We start from the raw sequence: 18,837 nt of genomic DNA on the forward strand, positions 1-18,837 counted from the left end.
TTCATATTTTCGCTTTACGCTACTGATTGTTGTTTAGCTGAACCTTTTTGCTGTTTGATCGGCTTGGCTACATTAAAGATGACATTTAAGAAGATCGCTGTTAGGCTCCCCGCTACAATTCCACTATTGGTTAGAATTTTAATGCTTTCTGGCAATTGATCAAATAAGGTTGGGACAGTGGTCACACCTAAGCCAACGCCAACTGAGCAAGCAATAATCAACAGATTTTCCTGTAAAGAAAAATCTACCTTGCTGAGCATTTTGATTCCGGCTGCAATCACCATTCCGAACATGGCAATCATGGCACCACCGAGAACCGCCGTAGGAATTACCGTCGTTAAAGCGGCAATTTTCGGCACAAAACCAAGGAAAATCAAGATGCCCGCCATAGTATAAATTACATTTTTACCTTTAACGCCTGAAAATTGCACGAGACCGACATTTTGCGAAAAGGTCGTATAGGGAAATGAATTAAATAATGCACCGATCACACTGGCTAACCCTTCAGCACGATAGCCTTTCACTAAATCCGCTTCCGTTAATTTCCGACCTGTAATGTCACTAAGTGCAAAATAAACGCCAGAAGATTCTACAAGACTGACAATCGCAACAATCGTCATCGTGATAATTGGTGCAAGTTCAAAGGAAGGAACCGCAAAGTGTAATGGTGTGACTAGATGGAACCAAGAAGCGTCCCCAACTGCGGAAAAATTCACTTTCCCCATTAAGGCAGCGGCAAATGTCCCGGCAACTAACCCTAATAAGATTGAAATCGAACGGATAAATCCTTTAAAGAATCGATAAAGAATAATAATGAATAATAACGTTCCAAACGCAAGGGCAATGTTCGATACGGAACCAAAGTCAGGGCTACCTTCACCACCGGCTACATTATTCATGGCGACAGGAATGAGCGTTGTTCCAATAATAGTTACAACAGATCCAGTCACAACGGGAGGGAAGAAGCGTATTAGTTTTCCAAAGAATTTGGCAATCACCATAACGATCAATCCAGAAATCAAAATCGAACCATAAATGGCAGAAAGTCCATACTGACCACCGATGGCAATAATCGGTCCAACGGCAGTAAATGTACAGCCAAGGACAATCGGCAATCCAATTCCGAAGTAACGATTTTGCCAAACTTGTAATAAAGTGGCGATCCCACTAGTCAGAATGTCAAGTGAAACTAAATAAGCTAATTGCTTACCAGAGAAATGAAGTGCGCCACCAATGATGAGTGGAACGATGACCGCTCCTGCATACATCGCTAGGACGTGCTGAATACTTAATGAAGCTGTTTTTAAGGGATGCTGTTTCATTAGATTAATTCCTCCACTTTTTCATTTAGAAACTCAACCTTGCCTTCTGCTAACGAGGCGATCCTTGCTAATGATTCAACGCGGATTCCTTGTGAGGCTAGTATTTCTGCACCTTGTTGGAATGATTTTTCTATGACAATTCCAATTCCGATTACCGCGGCACCACTTTGTTGAACAATGTCGACTAACCCGAGAGCAGCCTGGCCATTTGCTAGGAAATCATCGATAATCAGGATGCGATCCTCTTCAGTAATGTACTTTTTGGAGATGGAGATTTCATTGGTTTCATTTTTTGTAAACGAATGAACAGATGCTGTTAGTAAATCATCAATAAGTGTTAAGGATTTTCTTTTTCTAGCAAAAACTACTGGAATGTCCATATATAAGCCCGCCATTACAGCAGGGGCAATTCCTGAAGATTCAATCGTAACAATCTTTGTAACCCCTTCATTTGCAAAGCGTAACGCAAACTCCTTACCAATTTCCTTCATAAGAACGGGATCAATTTGGTGATTTAAAAATGAATCTACTTTTAAAACTTGATCTGAAATAATCGTTCCGTCAGTCTTGATTTTTTCCTCTAGCAATCTCATATGCGAATATCCTCCTTAATAAAAAAAGCCCAAAGGTCATTGCTCACATCAATAATAGAGTGAGGCAATGACCTTTGGGCTTCATGTCCAAATGGAAAAGAAAGTGCAAGTCAAAAAGTTGCAAAATCTCATTACCCACTCATAGTCAGATTGTTAATGGCAATCTGGTAGAAACTCGCGGGCCATATCCCCGCTATTATATGAGTGAAACCGTATGAATTTACTCACATTATAACATGGAAAAAAAGGAGTTCAATCCTTTTTTTGATGTAATAACGAATAATTGATGTTGTAAAGGAAATTTCATTCGTCTTTTGAAAGTGTATCCAATATGTATAGGACGGGGGCAAACAAGGATTAAATAGTCATTCAGTTTCGCTAGTTTTTGAAAGGAGTTTTATATTTTCGAAGATTCAAAAAGAGAGAACAACAACATACTAAATTCAACTTCTGTAAAAAATAAGCATTTCCGTACTGCGGGAATAGAAAAATTTCGAAATATGTTGAAACGAACCAGGGTACACTAAAAAGGAATAAAAAAATGTCCGTTTGTAGTGAACAAAATTGAAAAAATATGATAAAGTATAGTTTAGAAAACCTTACATACCACCATTTGATAAACACAGAGTGTCTTCTTGAGGAGGACAATTGTTTTTTTTGTAAATAACTAATCGATTTGTAAACTAAGGGGGAATAAATGTGTCCAGCCATATTTTAGAGCAATTTTTAAATGAAAATCTTGATGAATTAAAAGGGAAAGGTTTATATAATGTCATCGATCCACTCGAAAGTCCGAATGGACCTGTGATCACTATTAACGAAAAAGAACTGATTAATCTTTCTTCAAACAATTATTTAGGTTTAGCAACAGACGAACGCTTAAAAAAAGCGGCTTCAGATGCAATTGAAAAGTATGGTGTCGGAGCGGGTGCTGTTCGGACAATTAATGGAACCTTAAAACTTCATGTGGAATTAGAAGAAAAATTAGCGGAATTTAAGCACACTGAGGCAGCAATTGCCTACCAATCTGGTTTTAATTGTAACATGGCCGCCATTTCAGCCGTTATGGATAAAAACGATGCAATCCTTTCAGATGAATTAAACCATGCCTCGATTATTGATGGCTGCCGCCTTTCTAAAGCGAAGATTATCCGTGTGAATCACTCCGATATGGCGGATTTACGTGCAAAGGCAAAAGAAGCAAAAGAATCTGGTCTTTATAATAAAATTATGGTCATTACTGACGGAGTTTTTTCTATGGATGGAGATGTCGCTTTACTACCTGAAATCGTAAAAATTGCCGAGGAGTTTGATCTCATTACCTATGTAGATGATGCCCATGGTTCAGGTGTGCTGGGGGACGGTGCTGGAACAGTCAAGCATTTTGGCCTTTCAGATAAAATTGATTTTCAAATCGGCACATTATCTAAGGCAATTGGGGTAGTTGGCGGATATGTGGCTGGCAAGAAAAATCTGATTGACTGGTTAAAGGTTCGCAGTCGTCCTTTCCTTTTTTCGACTTCATTAACTCCTGCTGATGTGGCAGCAAGTAAACGGTCGATTGAAATATTAATGGAAAGTACAGAACTAAACCAAAAGTTATGGGACAACGGCAATTACCTTAAAAAAGGCTTGAAGGAACTAGGCTTTAATATCGGGAACAGTGAAACGCCGATAACTCCATGTATCATCGGTGATGAAACACTTACACAACAATTTAGCAGAAGACTAAATGAAGAAGGCGTCTATGCGAAGGCGATTGTGTTCCCAACAGTACCACAAGGAACAGGACGTGTCCGCAATATGCCTACAGCAGCCCATACAAAAGAAATGCTTGATCAAGCGATTGCCATTTATAAAAAAGTCGGTCAAGAAATGGGCGTTATTAACTAAGTGTCGCGACACTTTACCCATTCGGGTGACGTATGAATAAGGAATATAGAAACACTCAGCATAAGTGAAGAGGACGGAGAAACAACGATGAAGCGTATTTTAATCACAGGGGCCTTAGGGCAAATTGGTTCAGAATTAACGTTAAGATTGAGAGATATTTATGGCGCAGACAATGTGATCGCGACAGATATCAAAAAAAATGATAGTGAAGCCGCCCAAAGTGGTCCTTTTGAGACGGTTGATGTTACCGATGGTACTAGAATGCTTGAGACAGCAAAAAAGTACAATGTTGATACGGTGATGCATTTAGCGGCTCTCTTATCGGCTACAGCAGAAGCAAAGCCTGTCTTTGCTTGGAATTTAAATATGGGTGGACTAATGAATGCCCTTGAAACAGCAAGGGAGGTAAAGGCACAATTTTTCACTCCTAGTTCCATCGGCGCATTTGGTCCAACTACACCAAAAGATCTTACCCCACAGGATACGATTATGCGTCCATCGACGATGTATGGGGTAAACAAGGTTGCAGGCGAACTGCTAGCGGATTACTATTTTCATAAATTTGGTGTCGATACACGCGGATTGCGTTTCCCAGGCTTAATCTCCTATGTCGCTCTTCCAGGCGGTGGCACCACCGATTATGCTGTGGAAATCTATTATGAAGCCATTAAAAAGGGAAAATACACCTCCTATATTGACAAGGGAACCTACATGGATATGATGTATATGCCTGATGCGCTAAACGCGATTGTTGACTTAATGGAAGCAGATGCATCAAGATTACAGCACCGGAATTCCTTTAATGTTACAGCGATGAGCTTTGCTCCTGAAGAAATCGCGGCAAGTATTGCCAACTATCTGCCTGGCTTTGAGATTTCATATGCAGTGGATCCAGACCGTCAAAAAATTGCCGATAGCTGGCCGAATTCCATTGATGCTACTGCAGCAAAGGACGAATGGGGTTTCAAATACGAGTACAATTTAGATAAAATGACAGTAGACATGCTTGAAAAGCTACGCAAGAAATTATAATACGTTAAAATCCCGGTCAATTAGATCGGGATTTTTTATCGTTATGTTGAATGGGCGCATATTTTGAAGGTTATGGCTATTTTTTTAGCATTATTGGATCATTTTTAATAGGAATCGGCTCATTTTTCAACACGATTTTGGATCATTTTTTAGCATCATCGGATTTTTTGCCAAATAAAGGATAATACTAAAAAAACAGCGAAGCGTTATGCTTCACTGCTGCCTTTTTACATAAATATATTTCTCTTGTTTCTCAACTACTCGACCAACTATGGCTGCGTGAACGACTCCTTTTGCGCGGAGCTGATCCACATATCTTATCGCATCCTCTTCATTCATGGATACAAGCAGGCCACCAGAGGTAATAGCATCGCAGAGAATAAGTTGTTCTTCATCAGGAATACCTTCGTATACTACATCATCACTAATCCACTTGTGATTGGATTTAGATCCTCCTGGAACAACGCCATTTTTAGCTAATTCGACTGTTCCTTCTAAGATGGGGACTTGTTGATAAAAGATTTCAAAGCTCACTTTACTACCACGAGCCATTTCACTTCCATGTCCCAATAAGCCAAATCCGGTAACATCTGTTACTGCATGTGGCCGATACTCCATTAACACTTCTGCCGCTGTCTTATTTAACATCGCCATTGTTTCAGTGACAATCTGTTCTTGTTCTAAAGTTACCACACTTCTTTTAATCCCAGTTGTTAAGATACCGACCCCAATCGGTTTAGTTAGGACGAGAACGTCACCTGGTTGGGCGCCAACGTTTTTCCATACTTTTTCAGGATGAACAATTCCTGTTACTGAAAGACCAAATTTGGGCTCTTGATCATCGATGGAATGACCGCCGACAGTAATGGCACCAGCTTCCTTCACTTTATCAGCTGCACCGCGCAAAATATCGCTAAGTATTTCAGCCCCAAGCTTTTTAATGGGAAATCCGACTATATTCATAACTGTTTTCGGCTGGCCGCCCATGGCATAAACATCGCTAAGTGCATTTGCTGCTGTTATTTGTCCGAACATATAGGGATCATCCACGATGGGGGTAAAATAGTCTACCGTCTGAATCAGGGCAATCGAGTCTGTTAATTTATAAACCCCCGCATCGTCAGAGGTGTCAAGTCCGACCAACAATTCAGGGACAGGTTCTTGTTTAGGTAATTGACGCAAAACTTGCGCCAGGTCCTCTGGACCAATTTTGCAGCCTCAACCAGCTTTTGTGGATAAAGAGGTTAGGCGAATTTTATCTTGTTCACTCAATATGTTCACCTCCATTATAATAGTATACCTCTTTCATTTTAAATCCGCACTAATCGTGCAGAACATTTGCAGTGGAAAAGGGATTCGGATAAAATAGTAATTACTATCTTGGTATAAGAAAGTCTTGATTTAGGAGGATAACATGAAAAATTATCAAGTAACTGTTGAATTCTGCATGCAATGAAATTATGCACCAAAAGCCGCGAGTTTCGCGGAAGAATTGTTTAACCATTTTTATCGTGACATACAAAAACTAGAACTGATCCCTAGTTCAGGTGGGGCATTCGAAGTGACAGTCAATGGTGAAAAAATATACTCTAAGTTGGAAACTGGCGTGTTTCCAGATACTGATGAAATGATTGAGATTATTTCATCTAAATAGAACGAACCCTCATATCAGTTGGATATGAGGGTTTTCTATAGTCGATAATTATATTATGTAAACTAATGCAAAAAAAATGAATCCAAAATGGGAACTTAAGGTAAGGTAATGAATCGATTTTTTCCTAATCCTGTTTCTGTTTTTGAAATAAAAATCTCTAATATACCACTTGCAAAATGTGCGTGGACTTCATGTTTAATGATAAGAAAAGGGAATTCAAGCGAACGACATTTTTTGTATGATTGTGCGGATTGGGGGGATTTATGGGCCGATATTTGTAAAGACGTATCTTCCATATACACCTTTATTTCTGATGCATCAAAGTCACTAAGAATCGCTTCCACAATCCATTCGTTTTCCGTCTCATATAGATCGATTTGGAATTGTGTCTGGTCAAAATATGAGGTAAGTGGATCCAGAAAATAGTTTTCAAGCCATTTTTCCACTAATGCAAAATCGCAGGCCTGATTTGGATTTGGTTTCTTTTTAGTCATTTTCATCCCCCTTGCTCGTTTCATTTTATTCATACAGACTAAAAAGGTGATTGTAATGTATAATAGAATAATAAAAACTGGCCAAACTTTTTTTATAATGGTGAAGAGGTAAGGTTTTGCTTGAAAACAACGTTATTCTCACTTTGGTCAAGTAATGGAATAGTGAAGGAGTACTTAATTGTGAAGGAATGGTTACGTTCATTACCTGCAGTCCACGAACTGCAAAATCATGTGAAATTTCACAATCTTTTAGACGAGAGTCAACTTTCACTCTCTCAACTTACGAAGCAATTAAAGGCTATTCTTGAGGAAATAAGGGAAACCATTCTCCATGATCAATGGTCTGGGGCAGTGCCTGGTACAAACCACTTTATTGAAAATGTGTTTACCATTTTAGAAAATAAAGTGAAGCAACAATTTGCCTATACACTTGAAAAAGTAGTGAATGCAACTGGAACCATTTTACATACGAATTTAGGACGGGCTAGATTGAGTGAAAATGCCATTCAACACGTTGTTGATACAGCCCGGAATTATTCTAATCTCGAATATAAATTGAATGAAGGCCAGCGTGGTTCGCGTCATAGCCATGTAGAATCACTGTTGAAGGAAATTACTGGTGCTGAAGCGGCGATGGTCGTCAATAACAATGCAGCTGCCGTTTATTTGGTTCTAAGGGCTCTTGCGAAAAATAAAGAGGTGATTGTTTCGCGTGGTCAGCTTGTCGAAATTGGCGGATCCTTTCGAATTTCTTCCATTATGGAAGAAAGTGGTGCTAAGCTTGTTGAGGTAGGCACAACCAATAAGACACATTTGTATGATTACGAAAATGCATTCTCACCTGAAACCGGCATTGTCATGAAGGTTCATACAAGTAATTTTAAGGTAATTGGGTTCACGAAATCGGTGGAAACGAGAGAACTCATCCGCTTAACTAGTGGGGTTGAGGATGTCATTTTTTATGAAGATCTTGGCAGTGGTGCTTTATATGACTTCAGAAAGCGTGGTATTGGTGATGAGCCGATCGTAAAAGAGGTCATTGAATGGGGAGCAGATGTCGTTACCTTCAGTGGTGACAAGCTCCTCGGCGGACCGCAGGCGGGAATTATTGCTGGGAAAAAGAATATCATTGATCAATTAAAAAAGCACCAATTAGCAAGAGTGGTTCGGGTAGATAAGATGACCTTAGCCGCACTAGAAGGTACGTTAATCGACTATGCCCGTGGGGAAGAGGCAATGAGAACGATTCCGACAATTCGTGATTTATTAGCGTCTCTTGATGAATTAGACGAAAGATCGAAGGCATTTGTTACAAACTTGTTACAAAGGACGAGTCGTTATCAGGCAACTATTTTTGAGGATTCCAGTCAAGTGGGTGGAGGCACGATGCCTGATGTATTGCTACCGTCCATGGTGATTGCCTTGAAGCATGATTCATTTACAGCGGAACAGCTCGCTAGGAAATTACGGACAGAGTCTCAGCCTGCCATCGTCGCCCGCATTCAAAAGGATGAAGTAGTCCTTGACCTCAGAACAGTTTCTAGCGAGGATGAAAGCTTCTTGTTAGACGCAATAGTAACTGTGGACCCCTCTTAAAAGAGGGGTTATTCGGCTTGATCCATTTATCGAAATTACATATCGTGGTGTGTATTGTGCTTTTGTCTTGTGTGGTTACGATTCTTTACTTTTTTAGAACCGCTTAACGGCTCTGGTTGCCCAGATTGTTTTGGAGCGTTTTTACGCATATCTTTTCCATCATTTTTGTTCACTTTTTCATCCCTCCTCTATTTTAGGATGCAGCCAATAGGTATTTTTATGCTGAATAAATTTTGCTGTTCTGAGCAATTTAACGGTAAATAAAATGAAGGAGTGAATGAAGAATTATGGATAAATTTCCTTACAATAAGGACAAACAACAAGCATTCCAAGCCGCACAACAAGGCTATGAGAATGCACAAGGTCTTTTTGAGACGATTGTAAGTGATAGTGCGAGTTATGGCCACCAACTGAAGCATCTAAAGGATGAGGTAAATGAAGCCTATCAGCAAATTGAGAACGCCCTCGAGGTTGCTTCAGAGCATCAGCGCGATCAACTGGAACGATTCCAACAAGATTTGCAAAATATAGTTACCGAAGTTAATCTAGCAGAATAGAAAAAGCAGGGGGGAATCCTCCTGCTTTTTCTATTTACGCCAACAATATTGGCACCTATTGCTCTTGATTTTACTGATTTTTCTTCCGTTTTTTATTATTCATGCGCTCTTTTGCTGTTAATTCTGGTTCGCTGGCCAGTTCCTCATTGAAACCGGCTCCATTTCCTTGCCCCTTAGCAGCATTCATTCCCGGAATGACATGATTAGACTTTCGTTTCACCATTCCCATCACCTCCTGTAGTTTAATATTTCCCCCTTTGCTGAATTAATGACAAATTATTGGTTTTTTGAGATAATATTTATGAAAAGCAGTACTTTCCCAATCTCCAACATTCACTTTAATACAGTGGGATTTGCGAAATATTCTGAACAAATTACATAAAAAACATAAGAAAAACTTATCAACCACAATAACTTTCTTGTTATTTACTTATGTAATCGGTTGTATTAAGATTGAATTGTGAGAAAAGTGAACAGGGATGGGAAAATTCAAACTTTTCGACTTTTCGTTAATTTTGTATTATTATGACGAATGAGGGGGTTTTTACACATGGTAAAAAATGATGTATTTAACGCGCGTTCTTCTTTTGAAGCGAACGGTAAACGCTACCACTATTACCGCTTGAACGCACTAGAAGAAGCAGGTCTAGGCAAGGTATCGAACTTGCCATATTCTGTAAAGGTATTACTTGAATCAGTACTTCGCCAATATGATGGCCGTGTAATCACAAAAGAGCATGTTGAAAACTTAGCAAAATGGGGAACAAATGAGCTTAAAGAAGTGGATGTTCCATTCAAGCCAGCTCGCGTAATCCTACAAGACTTCACAGGTGTGCCTGCAGTTGTTGACCTTGCTTCATTACGAAAAGCAATGGCTGACCTTGGCGGTAACCCAGACAAAATTAATCCAGAGAAAACGGTTGATCTTGTTATTGATCACTCTGTCCAAGTTGATGCTTATGGCTCAAATGATTCTTTAAGAATCAACATGGATTATGAATTTGAACGCAATGCCGAGCGTTATCAGTTCTTAAGTTGGGCACAAAAATCATTTAACAATTATCGTGCCGTTCCACCAGCAACAGGGATTGTTCACCAAGTTAACCTTGAGTTCTTAGCAGATGTAGTTCACGTAGCAGATGCGGATGGAGAATTAGAAACCTATCCTGATACATTAGTTGGAACGGATTCCCATACTACTATGATAAATGGTCTTGGCGTTTTAGGCTGGGGCGTTGGCGGAATTGAAGCAGAAGCAGGAATGCTCGGTCAGCCTTCTTATTTCCCAGTTCCAGAGGTAATCGGCGTGAAGCTAATCGGAGAACTTCCAAATGGTGCAACAGCAACAGATCTTGCCTTAAAAGTAACGCAAGTTCTTCGTAAACATGGTGTGGTTGGTAAATTTGTTGAATATTTCGGACCTGGTGTGTCTTCTTTACCGCTAGCTGACCGTGCAACGATCGCTAACATGGCACCTGAATATGGCGCAACATGCGGATTCTTCCCAATTGATGACGAATCACTTGCTTATATGCGTTTAACCGGCCGTGAAGAAGAACAAGTGAAAGTTGTGGAAGAATACTGCAAGGCAAACGGATTATTCTTTGATCCATCCTTAGAACCTGTTTACACAGATGTCATCGAAATCGATCTAACTGAAATCGAAGCGAATCTTTCTGGTCCAAAACGTCCACAAGATTTAATTCCACTTTCAAAAATGAAAGAAGAATTCGTTAAAGCGGTTTCTGCACCTCAAGGAAACCAAGGCTTCGGCTTACAAGCAGATGAGCTAGATAAATCGGCTGCTGTTAAATTTAACAACGGTGACGAAACAACCATTAAAACTGGTGCCGTTGCGATTGCATCGATCACAAGCTGTACAAACACATCAAACCCTTACGTTCTAGTAGGTGCTGGACTAGTTGCGAAGAAGGCAGTTGAATTAGGAATGGAAGTTCCAAAATTCGTAAAAACTTCTTTAGCCCCTGGTTCAAAGGTTGTAACAGGTTACCTTCGTGACTCTGGATTACTTCCATTCTTAGAGCAAATCGGCTTCAACCTTGTAGGTTATGGTTGTACAACATGTATCGGTAACTCCGGTCCATTAAAAGAAGAAATTGAAAAAACAATTGCTGAAAATGATCTTCTCGTTACATCTGTTCTTTCAGGTAATCGTAACTTCGAAGGACGTATTCACCCGCTTGTAAAAGCAAACTATCTGGCTTCACCACCATTAGTTGTTGCCTATGCACTGGCTGGTACTGTAAACATCGACTTCGCTTCTGAAGCAATTGGTAAAGATAAAGATGGTAATGATGTATTCTTCAAAGATATCTGGCCATCCACCTCTGAAGTCAATGATGTAGTTAAACGTACGGTAACTCCTGAACTATTCCGCAGAGAATATGAGAATGTGTTTGGCGATAACGAACGTTGGAATGAAATTAAAACAAGTAATGAACCATTATATACTTGGGATGAAAATTCAACATATATTGCAAATCCGCCATTCTTTGAAGGTTTATCACCTGAACCAGGAGAGGTAGAACCATTATCAGGACTTCGTGTCGTTGGTAAGTTTGGTGATTCCGTAACAACTGACCATATTTCTCCAGCAGGAGCAATTGGAAAAAACACTCCAGCAGGTAAGTATTTATTAGAAAAAGGTGTTCAGCCCCGCGACTTTAACTCTTACGGTTCACGTCGTGGTAACCACGAAGTAATGATGCGTGGAACATTCGCTAACATTCGGATTCGTAACCAAATCGCACCAGGAACTGAAGGTGGATTCACTACTTACTGGCCAACTGGTGAAGTGACTTCTATCTATGATGCTTGTATGCAGTATAAACAAGACGGTACTGGCCTAATGGTTATAGCTGGTAAGGATTACGGAATGGGCTCTTCACGTGACTGGGCTGCCAAAGGAACAAACCTACTTGGCATTAAAACAGTTCTTGCTGAAAGCTTTGAACGTATTCACCGTTCAAACCTTGTGTTAATGGGCGTGTTGCCGCTTCAATTTAAAGACGGCGAAAATGCGGAAACACTTGGCTTAACCGGCAAAGAGACAATTGATGTACAAGTGGACGAAAACGTTAGACCTCGTGATCTTCTAAAAGTAACGGCAACTGACGAGGCTGGTAACAAAAAAGAATTTGAAGTACTTGTTCGCTTTGATTCTGAAGTTGAAATTGATTACTACCGTCATGGTGGGATTTTACAAATGGTTCTTCGTGAAAAATTACAAGCATAAATAGTTAAACCATCATGTCCTTGTTGACATGGTGGTTTTTTACATTTATGGTGATGAAAAAACTCTATAAAAGTAAGCAAATACTACTTGTTTTCATTTATGTAGATAAAATTGCGGAATTTGTCACAGTTTTGGCATATAGAAATTTTGTTTCAACTGGGTTAATAGTGTAAAATCGATGTAGCAGAGATGAAGTAAAGGAGGATTCGGGGATGATAAAAAAAGTAATTGCAGCCGTTGTCTTAATTAGCTTATTAACGGTAGCAATTGTTCAGGCAATGGATAAAAAGACAGATGCTCCCGAAACGACAACCCAAACATCAGCCAATAAAGAAGGACTTGAAATTGGTGCCAAGGCCCCTGATTTTGAACTAAAAACTTTAACCGGTGAAACTGTAAAGCTATCGGATTTAAAAGGGAAAAAAATCATGCTTAATTTTTGGGCAACTTGGTGTCCACCATGTAAAGCGGAAATGCCTGAAATGGAGCAGTTTTCCAAACAACTTGGGGATGATACCCTCATATTAGCCGTCAACATCGACCCTCAATTAGATGTGCAAGGATTTGTTGATGAAAATAAAATTACCTTTCCAATTCTGCTTGATGCAGAAGACAAAGTAAATGAAGCGTATCAAGTAATATCCATACCGACTACATATTTTATTGACAGTAAAGGGATTATACAAAACAAATATGTAGGTTCGATGAAGCTAAATATTATGAAAGAGTTTACGGGAAAATTAAACTAATCAAAGACATTGGGATGACCAATGTCTTTTTCTTTTTGTTGTATTAATCCCTTTTTAAAAATAAACACTTACCAATCGATATAATTTTCAAAAAGTTGTAATAATTGCAAGCGTTTGCGGGCATAATAACTGTTACAATAGGAAATAAGGAAGGTGATATCAATGAGAAAACCTAGAAAACGTTCTTTCGCAGAACTTGTTTCAGAAAATAAATCGCAACTATTAAAAGATAGTGCAGCAATGGAAAAAATTGAGCAGCGCCTAGAAGAAAAGCGCCTCGGTAAGGCCGAGTAACGCAAAGTTTTCCACTCATCATTTTCCGTCCTTATGGGTAACATGTAATTAAGGAGGGATCATGAAATGAGTAATCCAAAAAAGCATAGTCAGCCTTATAGACCAAGTCATCTTGGAACACAGCCAATTGGGTATAGTGGGAACAAAGGAAAGAAGATGAACGATACTTCTGGCCAACACGCCCAAGTCATTCAAACAAAAGGTGAATAATAGATGGAGTAAGACCCACAGGCTGTGCCTTGTGGGTCTTTTTTTAAAGATAAAAAAGGATAAATTTTGACTTTGAGAATTGTACAGCTCCAGGCGCCGATAGGCGGGCGCCTTGCTCGTTTCTTTTAATTATCCTGTGATAAATTTCGGATTCGGTTACACACTATATCTGTACCAATTACACTTTAAGGAGGATTTATGAACATGAATCAAAATAATAACAAACCAAATCCAGATGATCGTAGTGATAATGTAGAAAAACTTCAGTCAATGATTCACAATACAATTGAAAACATGGAAGCAGCAGAGGAATCACTTGACTTTGCTGATAGTGAGCAACAGAGGCAACAAATTGAAGCAAAAAATGAGCGAAGACGGGAAAGCATTGATTCGTTCCGTTCCGAAATAAAAGATGAATCTCATAACCAAAGCTAAACAGACGAAAAACCTGTTCATTTGAACAGGTTTTTCTTGTCAACACTTTAGATGACCTCTTCCTTGAGGATTGGGTTAAAAATATTACCCATTGAAAAATCAGACAACTAATTAGCGGATCAGAGTGCTTAGTGTACTTCCTCCTCAACGCTATGGTAAAATGGATAAAGCCTTGAAAAGGGCTTCTTTCGTACAAGACCCTTTAATCCTGTTAATTATGGAAGAAACTATCTATCCGATTCAGAAATAGAAATATTTAGATAAAGAAGTGATGATTTTGAAACAACAAGAAAAAATACGGACTTCCTATTTTGAACAAATCCAACAGTGGGAACAAGAGCTTCAGCAGACAGGAGTCATTTATAATGAAACTTCATTAATCACAGCCTTACGTCAAGAGACAAATTCTCTTACATTATCTAAGCTGTTAACACTTGGTGCTCTATCTAGACTTGGACGCAATCCGCAAGACTCTTTGGCGTTTTTATGGCTAGAAAAGGCACAGAAACTCGATCCACATAACCGAAAAGCCCAGGAATATAGGGTACAATCTGATTGGAATAAGCTGTATGACCTATTAGCGCCCCTATCATTTCCACCTATGCGGGAAACAGATAATCGTACCGCAAAAAAGAAAACAGCAGAGCAATACATAGACGTTTGTCAAAGCTTTTTAGCTAAAGCGGATGACCAGCTTCAACTGCTACAAGCAACAACTGAGATTACCTCTACAATGGATGAAAAAAATCTTCACCAAAGGTACGAAAACCTAGTCGATTTACTGTCGCTAGCCATAGAGGAAACAGGCAGCTTGTTACGAGCGGTTGAGGAATATGATCGTTCGATAACGGGCGTTTTCCATACATCCATCTATTATGATGATTTAAAACTGCACATGGCTAAGGTGGAAGAAATCAAACAAACTTGGCAACAGCAGTTTGTCGAGGGAGAACAATCGGCCCCAGTAACAGAAAAGGCTTTGGATCAGCTCCAACAAATGATTGGAATGGATATAGTGAAAAAGCGGGTCAACGATTTTTATCGGTTTTTAACCTATCAAAAGAATCGTAAGAAGCTGGGATTTCAAACGAAAGATGAGCTCAGCTTAAACATGATCCTAACTGGGAATCCGGGTACAGGAAAAACGACCCTGGCCAGACTTTTAGCCAAAATCTATCATGAGCTTGGAGCCTTGCCAAGAGAAGAAGTGATTGAGACAAACCGGTCACAGCTGGTCGGTTCCTTTGTGGGTCAAACTGAAGAAAACGTCCGCGCCATCGTTGAGCGCTCCATTGGCGGGGTGTTATTTATTGATGAAGCCTATAGCTTAAAACGGGAGGGACAAACAGGAAATGATTATGGTCAGGCAGCGATTGATACGCTGGTTTCACTGATGACGAGCAGTGAGCATGGTGGGAAATTCGCTGTTATCCTAGCAGGTTATCCTGATGAGATGCGCTCCTTTTTACAGGCAAATCCTGGCTTACGCAGTCGCTTTCCAGAATCCAACTTTATTCATTTGCCAAATTACTCTAACGGAGAATTAATTAAAATTGCTGAGAAAGTTGCAGCAGAAAATGATTATCTTTTATCCGATGAATCCAAAATTGAAATTGATCATCGCCTTGAACAAGAACGGGTCGATGATTCATTTGGAAACGCAAGAACTGTCCGAAATATTGTCTTGGATGCTATTTTTAAAAAAGGGGCAGAAAACCAAACGTTGGATGAAGACATTTTTAACTATATGCTCCTGGATCAAGCTGATTTTCAAATTGAAACAGAAAATAGTAAAGAATCACCACAAGAAAAGCTAAATGACCTAATTGGACTTGAATCCATTAAAGAGGAGATGAGGACACTCATCTCGTTTGTAAAGATGCAGCAGTATAGAAGGAAAAAGGGACTGCCCATAGTGCCGATTCAACTCCATGCAGTCTTCACGGGAAATCCAGGGACAGGGAAAACAACCGTTGCAAAAATTTATGCAGAATACTTAAAGGAATGTGGGATTTTAAAAAGAGGTCATTTAATTGTGGCGAGCAGAGCTGATTTTGTCGCCGGCTATGTCGGACAAACCGCTGGAAAAACAAAGCAAAAAATTAAAGAAGCCCTTGGTGGCGTCTTGTTTATTGATGAAGCCTATTCACTTCTAAGTCCATCCGCTGGAGATTTTGGCAAAGAGGTCATTGATACGCTTGTCGATGAAATGACAAAGCAAAATGAAAATTTAGTGGTCGTTCTGGCTGGTTATCCACATGAAATGGATCAACTACTTAAAAGCAACCCAGGACTTCGTTCTAGATTTAAAAAGTTTTTCCTATTCCCTGATTACAGCTCTGAAGAACTATTTGAAATTATGTCTACCTATGCGGAACGGTTCCAGTACCAAATTACATCAGAGGCTAAGAATTTATTGCTCCAATCAATGGAAGTTGAAACGTATAAAGGGAATGGTCGTTTTGCCACAAATATAGTGGATGAGATGATTCAGGCGCAAGCCGTTCGTTTAATTGATATCGGCGAGGACGAAACCTTCTATGAAAAATCGATCATGCTGGAAATAGAGGATGTAAGGATTGCCTTAGGGAAGCTCTCGTAATTTCCAAACAGGAGGACTATATATTTGATGGAAAACTATTTTATTTCGACTAATGAAATTCAATTGTACTATGCGGATACAGACATGATGGGAGTTATTTACCACGCGAATTATCTAAAATATTTTGAGCTTGGTAGGTCTGGATTTATTGAAGCTCTCGGCTATAGTTATTTGGCGATGGAGGAATCTGGTTATTTTGCACCCGTTTATGACCTTCAAATCACCTATAAAAAACCGTTACGCTATGGGGATAAGGCATTTGTAAGGACATGGGTACAAGTAAATGATGGGATTAAGACGATATATGCCTACACCATTGTAAATGGAAATAATGAAGTCTGTGCAGAAGGAACATCAACCCATATTATTGTCAAAAAGGATTCCTTTAGACCGACATCCTTTAAAAAGGCCTTTCCAGAATGGTACTTAAAATACGAAGAAATTAAAAGAAAGTAAGCGGTGGACCTAAATGATATGAATATTGCCAAAAGAGGGCTTAACAGATCATATTTGGACAGGTCAAAAAGACCCACATGTGAAATAATCATTTCCTCATGTGGGTCTTTTCTCTAATCCATTTGCTTGTATTGAAAAACCGGTTCGTCATAGTCTGATTGATATTCGATGATTAAATCATGATCATCAAAATACCATAAATCTTTTTCTTCAATATAGAAAGTAATCTCATTTTGAACTGTTTTTACACCGATATCAACAGGTTCTTCTTGTGCTATTCCAAGAGAAAATCCACTTTGGACAGTACTGCATCCACCATATCGAACAAAGAAGCGAAGAAAATCCCCATTTGTTAGACTTAGTTCCTCTCTATACCACGCTGCTGCTTCACTAGTAATCTGTATATTCATATGTTGTACCCCTTTCTCGAAACCAATAGCATTATTATATAAGAAATATCTTCAGGAATCGAATTTAATGGATCCATTTTGTTATATGTGTCATTATTTCTTTATATTTTTCTGCTGGGGTAGCCAGCCCGTAGGCACCTGCATTTTCTAACGGTACCACGCGGAACTGCTGATATTTTTGACTTGTGACAAAGGTCGGTGAAAACTGAGGATTAGAAAGCTCAATCGTGCTACCATTCTCGTCGATATGCTTAGTGATATCGATCATGACCAGTCCTCCAATATCCTTGTAATCGCCATACTGTCCTGAAATAAAATTACCTAATGAATAGATTACAAACGACTTCTCTCCAGTAGAAGTATTAATCCAATCCATTGGTTGTAATACATGAGGATGAGAACCAAAAATGATATCAACACCTTCATTTGCCAAATATTTGGCTAAATCCTTTTGATCATTCGTAGGGATTCGTTGATATTCATTTCCCCAATGGATACTCATCACAACAACATCTGCTTTAGTTTTTGCGCGATGAATTTCATTCTTCATTTTTTCTCGGTCGATCAGGTTAACAAGAAAATCCTTCCCTTTTGGAACAGGTATTCCGTTTGTCCCATAGGTATAGGCAAGAAAGGCAATTTTGATGCCGTTTTTCTCCATAATCCGTAACGTCTGACGATCCTTTTCATCGGTAAAACTACCCACATGGGGTAAGCCAATCCCATCTAAATAGGTGGATTCGGAACGAATGCCTTTTTCCCCTCTATCTAATGTATGATTATTAGCCGTTGAAACAATATCAACTCCTGCAGCTTTGAGTGCATCAGCGACCTCGTATGGACTATTGAACATAGGATAACCTGAAAGACCTAGTTCAAGACCACCTAACATGCTTTCTTGATTCGCTGTCAGCACATCTGGCTTCTCCAAGAGCGGTTTGACATTTTCAAACATCGGGGAAAAATCATAGTTAGCACCGTTATAGGCATCTTGATAGACAGGACTATGAATGAGAATATCGCCGATGGCGCCAATAGTTACTTTTTCTGTTAACTCACGACTTTCTTGTTGTACTGCACGCATCATATGTTCTTTTGGAGAATAAAACTTATCATTCTGTTTCGAAACTCTTATTTGATGAATGAACAGAAAGATCGTTGCAGCTATACTAACAACGATAATAAAAAGGGATGGGATCACTGCTTTTTTTTTCATATAATCTCCTTATCCAACATGTGATTAAGCAAATTACGTTTGAAATCCATAATAGTACTATAATATAT

Annotated in this window: 20 protein-coding genes and 1 riboswitch; of the genes, 12 read left to right on the plus strand and 8 right to left on the minus strand. The window is 39.3% G+C overall.

Going from position 1 to position 18,837, the window contains the following annotated elements; all coding sequences use genetic code 11:
- Nucleotides 1–14 precede the first annotated feature (14 nt).
- Nucleotides 15–1,322 (minus strand): nucleobase:cation symporter-2 family protein, encoded by a 1,308-nt coding sequence (locus tag TY15_RS00740; RefSeq protein WP_040208964.1) that lies wholly within the window; start codon nt 1,320–1,322, stop codon nt 15–17.
- Nucleotides 1,322–1,915: a xanthine phosphoribosyltransferase gene (locus tag TY15_RS00745; protein ID WP_040208963.1), complete on the minus strand. Its 594-nt coding sequence runs from the start codon at nt 1,913–1,915 to the stop codon at nt 1,322–1,324. Before TY15_RS00745 ends, TY15_RS00740 begins: the two co-directional genes overlap by 1 nt.
- Nucleotides 1,916–2,037: 122 nt before the next feature.
- A riboswitch (purine riboswitch) is annotated at nt 2,038–2,139 on the minus strand.
- Between the two features lie 475 nt (nt 2,140–2,614).
- Here TY15_RS00745 and TY15_RS00750 point away from each other — a divergent pair.
- Together TY15_RS00750 and TY15_RS00755 are read left to right on the plus strand one after the other, a co-directional pair.
- A complete protein-coding gene (locus TY15_RS00750) occupies nt 2,615–3,808 on the plus strand; it encodes a glycine C-acetyltransferase (RefSeq protein ID WP_040208962.1) in 1,194 nt (397 codons plus the stop codon).
- A gap of 87 nt (nt 3,809–3,895) precedes the next feature.
- Nucleotides 3,896–4,840: an L-threonine 3-dehydrogenase gene (locus TY15_RS00755; RefSeq protein ID WP_040208961.1), complete on the plus strand. Its 945-nt coding sequence runs from the start codon at nt 3,896–3,898 to the stop codon at nt 4,838–4,840.
- Nucleotides 4,841–5,053: 213 nt separating this feature from the next.
- On the opposite strand, the gene selD is transcribed toward TY15_RS00755, so the two are convergent.
- Complete coding sequence (gene selD / locus TY15_RS00760) at nt 5,054–6,127, minus strand: selenide, water dikinase SelD (protein WP_392391330.1); 1,074 nt, start codon at nt 6,125–6,127, stop codon at nt 5,054–5,056.
- 127 nt (nt 6,128–6,254) lie between these two features.
- On the opposite strand from selD, the gene TY15_RS25240 reads away from it, so the two are divergent.
- Nucleotides 6,255–6,494, plus strand: a complete 240-nt coding sequence (locus TY15_RS25240) for an Rdx family protein (protein ID WP_338036551.1) — start codon at nt 6,255–6,257, stop codon at nt 6,492–6,494.
- A gap of 95 nt (nt 6,495–6,589) precedes the next feature.
- On the opposite strand, the gene TY15_RS00770 is transcribed toward TY15_RS25240, so the two are convergent.
- On the minus strand, nt 6,590–6,988 hold the full coding sequence (locus TY15_RS00770) for an Hsp20/alpha crystallin family protein (protein ID WP_040208958.1): 399 nt from the start codon (nt 6,986–6,988) through the stop codon (nt 6,590–6,592).
- A gap of 180 nt (nt 6,989–7,168) precedes the next feature.
- Here TY15_RS00770 and selA point away from each other — a divergent pair, with 180 nt between their 5' ends.
- Nucleotides 7,169–8,584 (plus strand): L-seryl-tRNA(Sec) selenium transferase, encoded by a 1,416-nt coding sequence (gene selA / locus TY15_RS00775; RefSeq protein ID WP_040208957.1) that lies wholly within the window; start codon nt 7,169–7,171, stop codon nt 8,582–8,584.
- Between the two features lie 35 nt (nt 8,585–8,619).
- Here the strand turns inward: selA and TY15_RS23380 are convergent, their stop codons facing one another.
- Nucleotides 8,620–8,757, minus strand: coding sequence for a small acid-soluble spore protein P (locus TY15_RS23380; protein WP_074432752.1), 138 nt, complete (start codon nt 8,755–8,757; stop codon nt 8,620–8,622).
- 114 nt (nt 8,758–8,871) lie between these two features.
- Here TY15_RS23380 and TY15_RS00780 point away from each other — a divergent pair, with 114 nt between their 5' ends.
- A complete protein-coding gene (locus TY15_RS00780; protein ID WP_040208956.1) occupies nt 8,872–9,141 on the plus strand; it encodes a hypothetical protein in 270 nt (89 codons plus the stop codon).
- A 70-nt stretch (nt 9,142–9,211) separates the two neighbouring features.
- Here the strand turns inward: TY15_RS00780 and sspO are convergent, their stop codons facing one another.
- A complete protein-coding gene (gene sspO / locus TY15_RS00785; protein ID WP_040208955.1) occupies nt 9,212–9,364 on the minus strand; it encodes a small acid-soluble spore protein O in 153 nt (50 codons plus the stop codon).
- A gap of 327 nt (nt 9,365–9,691) precedes the next feature.
- Between sspO and acnA the strand changes: the two genes are divergently transcribed.
- From acnA to TY15_RS00820, 7 genes are all read left to right on the plus strand, one after another.
- A complete protein-coding gene (gene acnA, locus TY15_RS00790; RefSeq protein WP_040208954.1) occupies nt 9,692–12,397 on the plus strand; it encodes an aconitate hydratase AcnA in 2,706 nt (901 codons plus the stop codon).
- A gap of 212 nt (nt 12,398–12,609) precedes the next feature.
- Nucleotides 12,610–13,146 (plus strand): TlpA disulfide reductase family protein, encoded by a 537-nt coding sequence (locus TY15_RS00795; RefSeq protein WP_040208953.1) that lies wholly within the window; start codon nt 12,610–12,612, stop codon nt 13,144–13,146.
- Nucleotides 13,147–13,308: 162 nt separating this feature from the next.
- Nucleotides 13,309–13,440 carry an FbpB family small basic protein gene (locus tag TY15_RS00800; RefSeq protein WP_040208952.1) on the plus strand — a complete coding sequence of 44 codons (132 nt, stop codon included), beginning with the start codon at nt 13,309–13,311 and terminating at the stop codon, nt 13,438–13,440.
- Nucleotides 13,441–13,506: 66 nt separating this feature from the next.
- Nucleotides 13,507–13,650 (plus strand): acid-soluble spore protein N, encoded by a 144-nt coding sequence (locus TY15_RS00805; RefSeq protein ID WP_040208951.1) that lies wholly within the window; start codon nt 13,507–13,509, stop codon nt 13,648–13,650.
- Between the two features lie 204 nt (nt 13,651–13,854).
- Complete coding sequence (gene tlp / locus TY15_RS00810; protein WP_040208950.1) at nt 13,855–14,085, plus strand: small acid-soluble spore protein Tlp; 231 nt, start codon at nt 13,855–13,857, stop codon at nt 14,083–14,085.
- A gap of 271 nt (nt 14,086–14,356) precedes the next feature.
- Nucleotides 14,357–16,687, plus strand: coding sequence for an AAA family ATPase (locus TY15_RS00815; RefSeq protein WP_042373940.1), 2,331 nt, complete (start codon nt 14,357–14,359; stop codon nt 16,685–16,687).
- Between the two features lie 27 nt (nt 16,688–16,714).
- Nucleotides 16,715–17,143, plus strand: coding sequence for an acyl-CoA thioesterase (locus TY15_RS00820; protein WP_040209005.1), 429 nt, complete (start codon nt 16,715–16,717; stop codon nt 17,141–17,143).
- A gap of 113 nt (nt 17,144–17,256) precedes the next feature.
- On the opposite strand, the gene TY15_RS00825 is transcribed toward TY15_RS00820, so the two are convergent.
- On the minus strand, nt 17,257–17,553 hold the full coding sequence (locus TY15_RS00825; protein ID WP_040208949.1) for a HesB/YadR/YfhF family protein: 297 nt from the start codon (nt 17,551–17,553) through the stop codon (nt 17,257–17,259).
- A 64-nt stretch (nt 17,554–17,617) separates the two neighbouring features.
- Nucleotides 17,618–18,769, minus strand: a complete 1,152-nt coding sequence (locus TY15_RS00830; RefSeq protein ID WP_040208948.1) for a CapA family protein — start codon at nt 18,767–18,769, stop codon at nt 17,618–17,620.
- Nucleotides 18,770–18,837: the final 68 nt, after the last annotated feature.

The sequence above is a fragment of the Neobacillus jeddahensis genome (genome assembly GCF_000612625.1).
In the GTDB taxonomy this organism is placed as follows: Bacteria; Bacillota; Bacilli; order Bacillales; family Cytobacillaceae; genus Neobacillus; species Neobacillus jeddahensis.

Coding starts and splice junctions, on each gene's coding strand:
- TY15_RS00740 (WP_040208964.1), bottom strand. CDS start 1,322: ATGAAACAGCATCCCTTAAAAACAGCTTCATTAAGTATTCAGCACGTC.
- TY15_RS00745 (WP_040208963.1), bottom strand. CDS start 1,915: ATGAGATTGCTAGAGGAAAAAATCAAGACTGACGGAACGATTATTTCA.
- TY15_RS00755 (WP_040208961.1), top strand. CDS start 3,896: ATGAAGCGTATTTTAATCACAGGGGCCTTAGGGCAAATTGGTTCAGAA.
- TY15_RS00770 (WP_040208958.1), bottom strand. CDS start 6,988: ATGACTAAAAAGAAACCAAATCCAAATCAGGCCTGCGATTTTGCATTA.
- TY15_RS00780 (WP_040208956.1), top strand. CDS start 8,872: ATGGATAAATTTCCTTACAATAAGGACAAACAACAAGCATTCCAAGCC.
- sspO (WP_040208955.1), bottom strand. CDS start 9,364: ATGGTGAAACGAAAGTCTAATCATGTCATTCCGGGAATGAATGCTGCT.
- acnA (WP_040208954.1), top strand. CDS start 9,692: ATGGTAAAAAATGATGTATTTAACGCGCGTTCTTCTTTTGAAGCGAAC.
- TY15_RS00795 (WP_040208953.1), top strand. CDS start 12,610: ATGATAAAAAAAGTAATTGCAGCCGTTGTCTTAATTAGCTTATTAACG.
- TY15_RS00800 (WP_040208952.1), top strand. CDS start 13,309: ATGAGAAAACCTAGAAAACGTTCTTTCGCAGAACTTGTTTCAGAAAAT.
- TY15_RS00805 (WP_040208951.1), top strand. CDS start 13,507: ATGAGTAATCCAAAAAAGCATAGTCAGCCTTATAGACCAAGTCATCTT.
- tlp (WP_040208950.1), top strand. CDS start 13,855: ATGAATCAAAATAATAACAAACCAAATCCAGATGATCGTAGTGATAAT.
- TY15_RS00815 (WP_042373940.1), top strand. CDS start 14,357: ATGATTTTGAAACAACAAGAAAAAATACGGACTTCCTATTTTGAACAA.
- TY15_RS00820 (WP_040209005.1), top strand. CDS start 16,715: ATGGAAAACTATTTTATTTCGACTAATGAAATTCAATTGTACTATGCG.
- TY15_RS00825 (WP_040208949.1), bottom strand. CDS start 17,553: ATGAATATACAGATTACTAGTGAAGCAGCAGCGTGGTATAGAGAGGAA.
- TY15_RS00830 (WP_040208948.1), bottom strand. CDS start 18,769: ATGAAAAAAAAAGCAGTGATCCCATCCCTTTTTATTATCGTTGTTAGT.